Below are 12,672 nucleotides of genomic sequence, written 5' to 3'. Positions count from 1 at the left end.
AGTCGACTCGAAGGAGCCGCCATGCTCAACCGCAGAGCCCGGGTCCGGGCGCGGCCGACGAACAGCCACGTAGTAACGGCGCTGGGCCCGGCATTCGTGGCGGCCATTGCCTATATGGATCCGGGAAATGTGGCCGCCAACGTGAGTGCGGGCGCAAGTTTTGGGTATTTGTTGGTCTGGGTGCTCGTGATCGCCAACGTGATGGCCATGGTGATCCAGTACCTCTCGGCCAAGCTGGGCATTGTCACGGGGAAATCCCTTCCGGAGGTCGTGGGGGAGTCGCTGCCCCGCAAGGCGCGCCTGGCCTATTGGGTCCAGGCCGAGTTGATGGCGGTGGCCACGGATGTCGCGGAAGTAATCGGTGGAGCGCTTGCCCTGTGGCTGCTGTTCGGGGTTCCCTTGCCGCTGGGTGGTGTGCTTGTCGCGGTGATCTCAATGACCGTGTTGTCCGTTCAGAATCGTCGAGGGCAGCGGGTGTTCGAAACGGTCATCGTGTCCATGCTGGGCATCATCACGGCGGGATTCCTCGCGGGACTGGTGGTGGCGCCGCCCGAGGCGGGGGGAGTTCTGGGCGGGATGGTACCGCGGTTGGAAGGCTCGCAATCCCTGGTGCTGGCGGCGAGCATGTTGGGGGCCACGGTCATGCCCCACGCGATTTATCTCCATTCGGCCCTGTCCCGTGACCGGCACGGAGGAGCTCACGGCGCGCAACACACGCGGTACTTGTTGCGGGCCACCCGAGCGGATGTGGTGATCGCCTTGCTTGTCGCCGGCTCGGTCAACATGGGCATGTTGCTGTTGGCGGCGCGCAATCTCTACGGGGTGGACGGCACCGACACGATCGAGGGCGCCCATGCGGCGATCGCGGAGGCTCTCGGGCCTGTCGTCGGCATAGTTTTCGCGATGGGTTTGTTGGCCTCCGGGCTGGCATCCACGGCGGTGGGTTCCTACGCCGGCGACGTGGTGACGGCGGGTTTACTGCACCGGCGCATTCCGTTGTTCGCTCGGCGGGGCTTCACCATGATTCCGGCGGTGATCCTGCTTGCGGTGGGGGTCGAGCCCACGGCGGCGCTCGTGGGTAGCCAGGTGGTTCTGAGCTTCGGGATCGCGTTCGCGTTGATCCCGCTCGTCTGGTTCACCGGACGACGCCGCCTGCTCGGGCAGTTCTCGAACGGCCCGTTGCTCTCGGGCGTGGGGTGGGCCAGCGCCGGGATCGTGGTGGTGCTCAACGTCGTCTTATTGGGACTCATGGCAATCGATCTGGCCTAGGGGCTAGTAAAACCACATAAACACACATAAGCTCACATCACAGAGCGGGGAGTCATTGTCGCAGGCCCCCAACCGTGAGGTGAAAATGTTCGCTGAGGAACGTCAAGAAGAGATCGCCCGTCTCGTGGCCCAGTCCCGTCGTGTCAACGGAGCGGAGTTGGCCAAACGATTCTCGGTGACCATGGAAACCGTGCGGCGCGATCTTGCGGTGCTCGAAAAGACCGGAAAGTTGCGACGCGTGCACGGGGGTGCCGTGTCCGCGGATCAGTCCACCAGTGGTGAACAGGGGATTGATTCGCGCCAGCGCATTAACGCCGCGGAGAAACGGAGGATCGCGGCGGCCACCCTCGACGTGTTGGACGATTCGGGTGCCGGCGCGGTGGTGCTGGACGCCGGATCCACCGTGGAGATGGTGGCCGACCTCCTGCTGAGCCGGGACAACGGGTTGGCGGGCGGTCAGGAACGGCTGATCATCACCCACGCCTTGCACATCGCGGCCAAGCTCGCTGACACGGACGGTATCGGGTTGGAGCTGGTGGGTGGGCGGATTCGCAAACTGACGTGGGCGGCCACCGGCGCGCGAGCCAGCCAGCACTACGAACAACTGCGCCCGGATATCGCTGTCGTGGGGTGCAACGGTATCCACGCCCAATTCGGACTTTCCACCCCGGACCCCATTGAAGCCGTGGTGAAGACGGCCATCGTGCGGGGCGCTCGACGGGTCGTGGCCGTCTGCGACCACAGCAAACAGGACAGGGAAACCCTCATGAAGTTCTGTTCCCTGCCTGAAATAGACACTCTTATCACCGATCGAGCCCCGGGATTCGAACTCTCCCGCGCGCTCGAAGAAGCCAATGTGGAGGTGATTGTCGCGTGATCATCACCGTGACACTCAACCCGTCAATCGATCGCGCCGTTGAGCTGGACGCGCCGTTGCGGCGCGGTCAGGTGCAACGCGCCGTGGGGACCCGCCAGGATCCCGGAGGCAAGGGGGTGAACATCTCCCGAGCATTGGAGCTCAGCGGGGAACCGACCCTGGCCGTGGTTCCCGGTGACAGCACCGACCCGCTGTTGACCGGGTTGGATCAGGCGGGTGTGCGCTATGAGGCGGTCTCGATAGGCGCGCCGTTGCGGTCCAACATCACCGTGACCGAACCGGACGGCACCACGACCAAGATCAACGAGCCCGGCCCCGAGCTGGATTCCAGCACCGTGGACCGCATCATTGACCAGTTGATCGCCCGCGGTGCCGGAGCCCAGTGGCTGGTACTGGCCGGATCGATCCCGCCCGGACCCGCTCCCAACATCTACGCGGAGATCATCAACCGCGTGCGTGCGGGCCTGGGTAGTGCAGCACCGCGAATCGCAGTGGACACGTCCGGGCGCCCGATGGCCGAAGCGGTGTCCGAAACCGCGGACGCCCTGCCGGACATCGTCAAGCCCAACGGCGAGGAACTGGCTGAACTGCTGGGCCGGACGGACGGTGACGTTCTCGAAGCGGACCCGGCCGCGGCGGCGTCGGCAGCGCACGCCCTGATCGAACGGGGAGTGCGCGCCGTGTTGTGCACCCTGGGGGGCAACGGGGCGGTCCTGGTGACACGGGACGGCGCCTGGCACGCGGTGCACCGACCCGTGGCCGTGAAATCAACGGTGGGTGCGGGAGACAGCGCGCTGACCGGTTACCTCATCGCCCATGTGCGGGGGGAATCGCCGCAGCACTGCCTCCGCCAGGCAGTGGCACACGGATCCGCGGCGGCAGCTCTGCCCGGTACCGAAATGCCATCACTTGAGCACACCACACCGCACGCCGTGACCGTGACGGCCTTGCAACTGACCTAGGGCCGGCCGGCCCGTCCACGCACACCGCGCACACCTCAAGGAGCAGCTATGTCGGATCTCATCAACCCCGGGTTGGTCTTGCTGGACCAAGACCTGGGTAACACCTCGGAAGACGTGATTCGCGTACTCGCGAACACGGTTCACAGCGAAGGCCGGGCCGAGAATGCGGACGCGCTGGCTGCCGATGCCCTGGCACGAGAGGCCAAGAACGCCACCGGCATCCCGGGTGGCATCGGCATTCCGCACTGCCGTTCCGAGGCCGTCACGCAGGCCACCCTGGTCATGGCGCGGCTGCACCCGCCCGTCGACTTCGGCGCCAAGGATGGGCCCGCGGACATCCTGTTCTTCATTGCAGCGCCCGCCGGCGCCGATCAGGCCCACCTGAAACTGCTGTCCAAGTTGGCGCGCTCGCTCATGAAGAAGCCGTTCGTGGCCTCGCTGCGCGAAGCCGAAACGCCCGAGCGCGTGGTCGAGCTCGTGGACGACGCCCTGGGCCTGGGCGCACCCGCCGACGCCGCTCCCACGGCGGACGGTGCAGTGGCGGGTTCCACCGCTGCCGCTACCGCGGTGGCCGGGCCCAACGCCGTAGCGCAGGGCAATGCCTCTCCGGACGCTGCCTCGCGGGGGGCCGGCGCGGGTGGTCCCCGCAGACTCGTGGCGGTCACTGCGTGCCCTACCGGTATCGCTCACACCTACATGGCGGCCGATTCGCTCAAGAACACCGCGGACGAGATGGGTGTGGAGCTGCAGGTCGAGACCCAGGGTTCGGGGGGCGCCGCTCGGTTGGACCCGTCCGTGATCCGCAACGCGGAAGCCGTCATCTTCGCGACCGACGTGGACGTGCGCGAGCGCTCCCGGTTCGCGGGGCTGCCCTACATCGCCTCGGCGGTCAAACGCGGTATCGATGAGCCCCGGGAAATGATTGACGAGGCGTTGGCCGCCGCGGACAATCCCGATGCCAAGCGCGTCAGCGGCGATCAGGCGAGCGCAAGTCAGACCTCGGATGCCGCTGAAGGGTGGGGCACTCGCATCCGTAAGGCCGTGATGACCGGTGTCAGCTACATGATCCCGTTCGTGGCAGCGGGTGGTCTGCTCATGGCCCTCTCGTTCATCATTGGTGACCCCATTGCGGTGGCTCAACAAGCGGACACGATTCTCACGACCTCCTCGCTGGGGAATCTGGGTGACGTCTCGCTGGGGATGTACATTGCGGCGGTGCTGTTCAAGATCGGCAACCTGTCCATGAGTTTGCTGGTCCCGGCACTGGCGGCGTACATCGCCTACGGGCTGGCCGACCGCCCCGGTATCGCTCCGGGCTTCACCGTGGGTCTGGTCGCGAACTTCATGGGCGCCGGTTTCATCGGCGGAATCGCGGGCGGCTTGCTGGCGGGCCTGTGCGCCTACTGGCTCACGTTGCCCAGGTTGCCGCGCTGGCTGGGCTCGCTCATGCCCGTGGTGATCATCCCGCTGTTGGCCACGCTGTTCGCCGGTGGCCTCATGTTCTTCCTCATCGGTGGGCCCATCGCTCTGTTCATGGAGTGGCTGACGTCCCTGCTGACCGGAATGACGGGCGCCTCCGCGATTGCTCTGGGCGCGGTGCTCGGGCTGATGATGTGCTCCGACCTGGGTGGGCCCATCAACAAGGTGGCCTATTCGTTCGCCGCAGCCGGCCTGGGAGCCGCAACCGTTGCCAATACCGCTCCGCAGGAAATCATGGCGACTGTGATGGCGGCGGGCATGGTGCCCCCGTTGGGTCTGGCGCTGGCTTCCACGGTGCTCGGTCGCAAGTACTTCACGGAACAGGAGCGCGAGAACGGCAAGGCCTCGTGGCTGCTGGGAGCGTCCTTCATCTCCGAGGGCGCCATTCCGTTCGCCGCGGCCGATCCGTTGCGTGTCCTGCCCGCATCCATGCTGGGTGGGGTGGTCACCGGCGCGATGACCATGGCCTTCGGGGTGACGTCCGCTGCGCCGCACGGTGGCATCTGGGTCTTCCTGGTCATTGGTAACTTCCTCGGATTCATTGCCGCCATCCTGGTGGGCACCGTGGTCACTGCTGTTACCGTGATCGCGTTCAAGCACATCGGTAACGCGCGCAAGCGCGTTGCCGAGGCCACCGTTTCCGAACCAGCTCCTGTCAACGCATAAAGGTGTGAACGACATGGATTACTCACCGTCCGAAATCAGCACCGCGCAGCTGCGCTACACGGGCGTGGGCGTCAGCCCCGGCCGCGTGATCGCGCCACTGATCCCCATGGCCCCGCCCATCGCGGCGCCCCCGGAGGGAGAGCCGCTCGAGGGAGACCCCGAGAGCGCCGTCGAGCGTCTGAGCCAGGCCGCGGCGTCGGTGAAAACCGAGTTGCAGCAACGCGCCGAGCGGGCCCGTTCCGACGCCGCCGCGGAGGTCCTCAAGGCCACCGCGCTCATGGCGGGGGACAAAGCCCTCATCAAGAACGCCGCGAAGCTGGTGCGCAATCAGTCCCTGAGCCCGGAACGCGCCCTGTGGGACGCCGCATCCGGGTACGCGGACCAGATGCGTGCCATGGGCGGATACATGGCCGAGCGCGCGGCGGACATCGAGGACGTGCGCGCCCGCATCGTGGCCGAACTGCGAGGAATGCCTGCCCCGGGGGTGCCACAACGCACCGAACCTTTCGTACTGGCTGCGGAGGACCTCGCCCCGGCAGACACCGCCGTGCTCGATCCGGAGACGGTGGTCGCACTGGTCACGTCATCGGGCGGACCGCAGTCACACACCGCGATCCTGGCTCGCAACCTGGGCCTGCCCGCCGTGGTCGCGGCCACCGGTGTGACCGACATCGAGCCCGGCACCCCCGTGTTCGTGGACGGATCGGCCGGATCGATCGTGTCCCATCCGGGAACCGAGCACGAGCAAGCGGTCGCCGCGTGGCACAGGGTGTCGGAGCAGTTGGCGAGCTTCGACGGCCACGGCGCGCTCGCGGACGGCACCGACGTCCCGCTGCTCGCCAACGTGGGAACCGCCGACGACGCTCGGGCGGCCGCGGCCGCCGGAGCCCAGGGTGTGGGGTTGTTACGCACCGAGTTCTGTTTCCTGGGCCGGGACGCCGAGCCCACCGTCCAGGAGCAGACCGAGGCCTACGTGGAAATTTTCCGGGCCTTCGGGTCGGCCAAGATCGTGGTGCGCACCTTGGACGCCGGGGCGGACAAGCCCCTGCCGTTCCTCACGGACACCACCGAGCCCAACCCCGCGTTGGGTGTGCGCGGCTACCGCACGGACTGGACCACCCCCGGTGTGCTGGAACGACAGTTGCAAGCCATTGCGGCCGCCGCGCAGCAGACCGAGGCCACCGTGTGGGTCATGGCGCCCATGATTTCCACGGCGGGGGAGTCGGCGCATTTCGCCCAGCTCGTCCACGCGGCGGGGTTGGAGGTCTCCGGTGTGATGGTCGAGACCCCGGCTGCCGCGATCACGGCCGAGCAGATCCTGGACCGGGTGGACTTCGTGTCCCTGGGCACCAATGACCTCACCCAGTACACGATGGCCGCGGACCGCATGCTCGGTTCGTTGGCGGAGCTCAACTCGCCGTGGCAGCCGGCCGTGTTGCGCATGATCGAGCGCACCGCGGCGGGCGCGCGGGCGGCGTCGTCGGAATCGGGTGTCCACAAGAACGTGGGCGTATGCGGTGAAGCCGCCGCGGACCCGGCGCTGGCCGTGGTTCTGGTTGGTCTGGGTGTGGACACCCTGTCCATGAGCCCGCGCTCGCTGGCGGCCGTGGCCGCGGTGCTGGCCCGTGTGGATCTCGAGCGTGCTCGCGTCGTGGCGCACACCGCGTTGCACGCGGCGAGCGCCCGCGAAGCACGCGACGCGGTTCGTGCCCAATTGCCCGTCCTGGAAGAACTGGGACTCTGAGGCAACCATGAGGTGTGCGCGGAGACATCTGCGGACAAACCGAACACAATGAAAACCACGTCTTGCCCGGGGCCTGCCCGGACGAGCGCCGACAATGAGGAGTTGCAATGGCAGAACGCACGGCAACCGTGGCCTCACGAGTGGGGCTGCACGCACGGCCGGCCGCGATTTTCGCGGAGGCCGCCGGTGAGTACGAGAACCTGGAAATCACCATCCGCTCCGAGGGAGAGGACGTCGAGGACGGCATGGACGCCGCTTCGGTGCTGTCCTTGATGTCCCTGGGAGCGTCCCACGGGGACAAGGTGATTCTCGCTGCGGACGGCGACGGCGCCGACGAGGCCCTCGATCACCTGGTCTCCATCATCGAGACCGATCACGATGCGGAATAGTATTTTCGGTCAGTAGATCACCCACGCCGTAACAAGTCGGGCACTGCGCATTGCAGGGCCCGACCTGTCGTGCAGGCGGTCACACCGCCCGCACGGTCCGATTCGGGAGTACGGTGATGCCATGGTGCGAATTCTCATTTTGGCTGCCCTCGTCGTGGCGGTGCTCGTCACCGTGACGGCCGCGGTGTTCGGCCCCTGGGGATGGTGGATCCCCGCCGTGATTTTCATCCTGCTGCTGCTCGTGGGGATCCGTGACGCCACCCAACGGCGGCACGCGATCCTGCGGAATTTTCCGGTGCTTGGGCGTGCGCGGTTCTTCCTGGAGGAGATCCGTCCCGAAATCCAGCAGTACTTCATTGAGCGCAACTGGGACGGCAAACCGTTCAACCGCGATCAGCGCTCGCTGATCTACTCGCGCGCCAAGGGTTTCAAGGGCGACAAGGCCTTCGGCACGGAACTCAATGTCAATCAGCCCGGTTACGAATATTTCGTCCAGTCCATTGCGCCCAAGGCCGCTCCCGAAGTGGAGCACCGCGTGCGCTTGGGTGGTCCGGACTGCACACAGCCCTACGACGCGTCACTGCTCAACATTTCCTCCATGAGCTTCGGATCGCTGTCCAAGAACGCGGTGCTCGCCATGAACAAGGGCGCTGCGCAGGGAGGTTTTGCGCAGGAAACCGGTGAAGGCGGGCTCACCAAGTATCACCTGCAATACGGCGCCGACCTCATCTGGGAATTCGGCTCCGGGTACTTCGGCGCTCGCACCGCGGACGGCCACTTCGACCCGGAGAAGTTCCGGGAGAAGTCCAACACGGAACAGGTCAAGGCCGTTACCATCAAGCTGTCCCAGGGTGCCAAGCCGGGCCTGGGCGGCGTGCTGCCCGGTACCAAGGTCACCGCGGAGATTGCCGAAGCTCGCGGGGTACCCGAGGGGGAGACCTGTATTTCCCCGGCCAGCCACTCCGCCTTCACCACACCCCGTGAGCTGGTGCGCTTCATTGCGCAGCTGCGTGAGCTGTCCAACGGAAAGCCCATCGGCTTCAAGCTGTGCATCGGTTCACGCGTGGAGATCCTGGCCATCTGCAAGGCCATGATCGAGGAGAAGACCACCCCGGACTTCATTATTGTCGATGGTTCCGAGGGCGGCACCGGCGCCGCCCCTCTCGAGTACCAGGATCACGTGGGTACACCGCTGACCGAGGGTGTCATCCTGCTGCACAACGCCCTGGTCGGTTCCGGTCTGCGCGACCGGATCAAGATCGGCGCCGCGGGGAAGGTCATCTCCGGACACGACATTGTGCGTCACATCATTCAGGGCGCGGACTTCTGCATGAGCGCCCGCGCCATGATGATGGCCGTCGGTTGCATCCAGGCTCAGAAATGTCACACGAACAAGTGCCCCGTGGGCGTGGCGACTCAGGATCCGCGGCTGTACCAGGCCTTGGACGTCGATTCCAAGGGTGACCGGGTGGAGCGCTACCACCGCCTGACCGTTGAAGAGACCGGGCAGATCATCGCCACCATGGGCTGTGAGCGCCCGGAGCAGATGACCCGCGAGATGCTGCGCCGTCGGATCACCGCGACGGAGAGCATCTCCTACGAATCGCTGTATCGCTGGCTCGGACGCGGTGAACTGTTCGAGGGCGTGGAAGGTGGCTGGGGCGAGGACTGGGATTACGCCAGCCCGGATCGTTTCACCGCCGGGCATCCGGGCAAATACGTGTACAACGACCGCACCGAATTCACGGGCCGGGGCGAAGCCGCGGCGGGCCGCGATATGGCCATGGCCGGCGCGAACCAGGGTTCCGTCTCGGCCACCGCGCGCGGCCGGGCCGCCGCACCAACGCGGGCGGCGGCTCAGGGCACGGGGCGGAGCAATGCGGGCGCGACCAACCGCCCCGAGGGACAGCCCGGCACGGTGTCCGGTGCCCAGCACACGGTGCAGGACCCCGGTACACGAGAGGACCACGTGGATCCCGGGGACGAGGACAGCGTCAGCCCGGACGTAGACTAGAGTCCTGTCAGCCACTCGGAGGCGGCGTCGCTGACTGCGGCGTCGCCTCCGGTGCTGCGTCATCAGTCACAGAACCAGGATTGAGAGAGCCTTGCGAGAATTCACGGCACGCTTTGCCACCGATGAAGAAATCCGCGGGTGGGACTCCCACGTCACGGCCAATCCCTCCGGCGGCAACTTGTTGCAGTCGCGGGCTTTCGCGGAGGTCAAGAAGGACCACGGGTGGGCGCCGCGCTACGTGGTCTACGAAGCCACGGACGGTTCTCAGCCCAGCTACAATCTGGCCCTCGAGAAGATCGTCCCGGCACTGGGCAAGATCTGGTACATGATCAAGGGCCCGGATGTGGAATCCATTGACGACATGCCCGCAATCGTCGAGGCCAACAAGAAGTTCGTGGCGGGCGCCGCCAAGGGCGTGTTCGCCATCAAGTACGAACCGGAGATCCTGGCCTCCGACTACGCGAGCGGCCTGCTCGCTCGCTGCGGGCTCGTGAAGTCCTTCGAGATCCAGCCCAATGATTCCACCGCGGTCCTTGACACCACCCCGGACGAGAAAGCGCTGCTCAAATCCCTGCACTCGCGTGGGCGTAACGCCGTGCGCCGCGCCACCCGCGAGGGGTGTGAGGTGGAGCGTGTGGAGCTCACCGAAGAGAACATGCGCGCCATGTACGTGCTCATGGACTCCGTGGGTCAGGGACACGCCAAGGTCACGCTGCGTTCCTATGAGTACTACCGCGCGTTCTGGACCAATTTTGCCGAACGGGGCCAGGGGCGGCTGTACTTCACCTACGAGGACAACGAGCCCGCCGTGGGGGCGTACGTGATCGCGTACGGCTCCAAGGGCACGTACAAGGACGGCGGTTCTAAACCGCGCCGCAAGCAGTACGGCGATTCCCACCTGGTGCAATGGCAGGCCGTTCTGGACCTCAAGGACGAGTACGGCATCGAACAGTATGACTTCTGCGGCACCCCGCCCAGCGATCAGCTCAAGAACAAGGATCACCATTACTACGGTCTCGGTCTGTTCAAGACGAGCTTCACCAAGACGGTCGTGGACTACGTAGGAGTGTGGGATCAGCCCCTCAACAAGGCCAAGTATGCGGTGTGGGCCAACATCGGTGAGAAGGTACAGCGACAGCTGTGGGTACGCCGCACCGGGCAGCCGTTCTACTGATCCGGGACCGCTTGAAACTCGTCCGTACACCGTAAGACATCACTAGCAGTACCCGCGGGGTCAGGGAGGTCCAACGACTGTGAGCGTGACCGAACAACTTCGGGAGCTTTCCCATCACGGGTACCCGGCGTCGGGGGCCGCCGCGGGCCTCGATTTCCAGGACGGGGAACCGTTCGGACCCGGTGGTGACACGTCCTTGACCAGTGCGGCACGCCCGGTCACCATGCATGGATTCCCGGCCGCATCGGTCAGACCCACGGAGACCCAGGCCGCCCAGGCGCAAACCCGCGCTCGGCTCGCGACCGAGTTGCAGTCGGCGGTCTCGCCCCACCAATCCACTGCCGCACAGGACGGGGCGATGTCCGCCCATGTCGGTGCGCTGCCGGTCCTCACTCCCAGCCAGATCGAGGCGGACAAGGCCCGGGCGACACCGCGTACGCAAGCTGCCGCCGCCACCAAGCCCGTCACCCAGATTTCTCGCCGTGGGTCCGGGCAAACCACCGCCGTGGAGCGGCCAGAGACATCGGGCGTGCCCCACGAGCCGGCCCCCGCGACCACCACGGTGCTGCGGGGCACCTACCCCTCGACCCGAACACGGGCCGTGCAGTCCTCCAAGGAGAAATTGCGGTCCATCATTCGGGGCGACGCCGCCCCGACCGCACCCATGCGCGTGGTGGACAGACTCACGGCTACGCCGTTCCACAACCTCAGACGGTTCGGGGACAGCAGCGACCGGCAGGCTCGACGCACCTTGAATTTCGCGCTGCGGCTGGCCGAGACCATGTTCCACTACGGTGCCGACGCCCTGGACGTGGAGAACGCGATCATTGCCGTCTGCGCGACCTACGGGGTGGAAAATCTTGAGGTCGACATCACCAACCAGTCGGTGACCATCAACTACGTCGCCGAAATCACCGAGACGGGAAAGCTGACCGCGGACGGTCGCAACACGGGGGGCACGGGACAGGTCGGCGGACCCCGGACCAGCCAGGATGTCCTGGACGACCCCAACACCTACAGTCACACGGTCATGCGTGTGGTGCGTTCGTGGACGGACAACTACGCGGGTCTGGCCAATTCGCACCAACTGGTGACACGCATCATTGAGGGGACCATGCCGCTCAAGGAAGCCGAGCGGCAACTGTCGGACATCAATTCCAAACCCAAGCCGTATCCCAAGTGGACCGTGTGGCTGGCCACCGTGGTCGCGGCCGCTACCATCACCATGGCGATCGGCGGCGGGGCTGCCGGTGCCCTGGTGGCGTCGATTTCCTCGGTGCTCGTTCAAGTGGTGTCCGCGAAACTCGGTGCCTGGCGTATTCCCGAGTTCTTCGCCCTGGCCGCGAACGCATTGATCGTGACGCTGGCGGCCATGGGAATTTCCGCCCTGGGCGTGGATCTGTCACCACCCAGGGTTATCGCGGGCGGCATCATCATGCTGCTGCCCACCACCCGCATGGTCTCGACCATGCAGGACGCCATCAATGGTTTCCCCGTGACCGCGGTGGGCCGCTTGCTGTCCACGTCATTGGCGTTCCTGGGAATTATCGCCGGGATTGCCGTGGGTATCGCGGTGGCCGGCTACCTGGGCGTGCCACGCATCGATGTGTCGCAATCATCGTTCACCTCCCCGGATGCGGTGACCAATACGGTCTTCATGCTCATCTCCACGGCACTGGTTGCCGTGACCATGCAGGCCAAACCACGGCACATCCTCCCGGCGGTTCTTGCCGCCCTGGCAGGGTTGTTGGTGTTTCATGTGGGGGGCGAGTACGGAATGGGCGCGCGTCTGGACACCGGCCTCGGCGCGGTGACCACCGGCTGCGTTGCCGCTTTGCTGGCCGCTCGTTCACGGATTCCGCAGACCATTCTGGCCATCCCCGCGATGACCTACTTGCTGCCGGGGTTGTCCATTTTCCGCGGAATGTACGCAATAACCGTAGAGGCGGACACCGCGGGCACCGGCTTTACCGGGTTGATCAACGCCATGGCATCGATTGTCATGATGGCATCGGGTGTGGTGCTCGGAAACTACCTGATGCGCCCGTTCCTGGAGCGCATGCAGATCTTCTCGCACCGGCGGAACCGGCGCCGCTGA

Annotated in this window: 9 protein-coding genes; all 9 read left to right on the top strand. The window is 65.9% G+C overall.

Annotation, left to right across the window (positions count from 1 at the left end):
- Nucleotides 1-21: 21 nt before the first annotated feature.
- The 9 genes from AC3ENJ_RS05360 to AC3ENJ_RS05320 all read left to right on the top strand — a co-directional run bounded on the left by AC3ENJ_RS05360 (nucleotide 22) and on the right by AC3ENJ_RS05320 (nucleotide 12,672).
- Nucleotides 22-1,269, top strand: coding sequence for an Nramp family divalent metal transporter (locus AC3ENJ_RS05360; protein ID WP_431813334.1), 1,248 nt, complete (start codon nucleotides 22-24; stop codon nucleotides 1,267-1,269).
- Nucleotides 1,270-1,354: 85 nt separating this feature from the next.
- On the top strand, nucleotides 1,355-2,146 hold the full coding sequence (locus AC3ENJ_RS05355) for a DeoR/GlpR family DNA-binding transcription regulator (protein WP_431813333.1): 792 nt from the start codon (nucleotides 1,355-1,357) through the stop codon (nucleotides 2,144-2,146).
- Nucleotides 2,143-3,108, top strand: a complete 966-nt coding sequence (locus AC3ENJ_RS05350; protein ID WP_190807365.1) for a 1-phosphofructokinase family hexose kinase — start codon at nucleotides 2,143-2,145, stop codon at nucleotides 3,106-3,108. Before AC3ENJ_RS05355 ends, AC3ENJ_RS05350 begins: the two co-directional genes overlap by 4 nt.
- A 48-nt stretch (nucleotides 3,109-3,156) precedes the next feature.
- A complete protein-coding gene (locus AC3ENJ_RS05345) occupies nucleotides 3,157-5,253 on the top strand; it encodes a PTS fructose transporter subunit IIABC (protein ID WP_431813332.1) in 2,097 nt (698 codons plus the stop codon).
- Nucleotides 5,254-5,266: 13 nt separating this feature from the next.
- Nucleotides 5,267-6,997 carry a phosphoenolpyruvate--protein phosphotransferase gene (ptsP, locus tag AC3ENJ_RS05340; protein ID WP_431813331.1) on the top strand — a complete coding sequence of 577 codons (1,731 nt, stop codon included), beginning with the start codon at nucleotides 5,267-5,269 and terminating at the stop codon, nucleotides 6,995-6,997.
- A 107-nt stretch (nucleotides 6,998-7,104) separates the two neighbouring features.
- Entirely contained in the window at nucleotides 7,105-7,386 is a 282-nt protein-coding gene (locus AC3ENJ_RS05335) for an HPr family phosphocarrier protein (protein ID WP_190781826.1), read from the top strand.
- 121 nt (nucleotides 7,387-7,507) lie between these two features.
- On the top strand, nucleotides 7,508-9,400 hold the full coding sequence (locus tag AC3ENJ_RS05330) for an FMN-binding glutamate synthase family protein (protein WP_431813330.1): 1,893 nt from the start codon (nucleotides 7,508-7,510) through the stop codon (nucleotides 9,398-9,400).
- 91 nt (nucleotides 9,401-9,491) lie between these two features.
- Entirely contained in the window at nucleotides 9,492-10,574 is a 1,083-nt protein-coding gene (locus tag AC3ENJ_RS05325; protein WP_431813329.1) for a lipid II:glycine glycyltransferase FemX, read from the top strand.
- 85 nt (nucleotides 10,575-10,659) lie between these two features.
- Nucleotides 10,660-12,672, top strand: coding sequence for a threonine/serine exporter family protein (locus AC3ENJ_RS05320; RefSeq protein WP_431813328.1), 2,013 nt, complete (start codon nucleotides 10,660-10,662; stop codon nucleotides 12,670-12,672).

It is taken from the genome of Kocuria sp. cx-455 (assembly GCF_057707085.1).
Note: the sequence above shows the minus strand (reverse complement) of the source record. Positions and strands in the feature narration are given on the sequence as shown.

Bases quoted from the DNA above. Each gene is read 5' to 3' on its own strand.
- AC3ENJ_RS05360 (WP_431813334.1), top strand. From the start codon at position 22: ATGCTCAACCGCAGAGCCCGGGTCCGGGCGCGGCCGACGAACAGCCAC.
- AC3ENJ_RS05355 (WP_431813333.1), top strand. From the start codon at position 1,355: ATGTTCGCTGAGGAACGTCAAGAAGAGATCGCCCGTCTCGTGGCCCAG.
- AC3ENJ_RS05345 (WP_431813332.1), top strand. From the start codon at position 3,157: ATGTCGGATCTCATCAACCCCGGGTTGGTCTTGCTGGACCAAGACCTG.
- ptsP (WP_431813331.1), top strand. From the start codon at position 5,267: ATGGATTACTCACCGTCCGAAATCAGCACCGCGCAGCTGCGCTACACG.
- AC3ENJ_RS05335 (WP_190781826.1), top strand. From the start codon at position 7,105: ATGGCAGAACGCACGGCAACCGTGGCCTCACGAGTGGGGCTGCACGCA.
- AC3ENJ_RS05330 (WP_431813330.1), top strand. From the start codon at position 7,508: ATGGTGCGAATTCTCATTTTGGCTGCCCTCGTCGTGGCGGTGCTCGTC.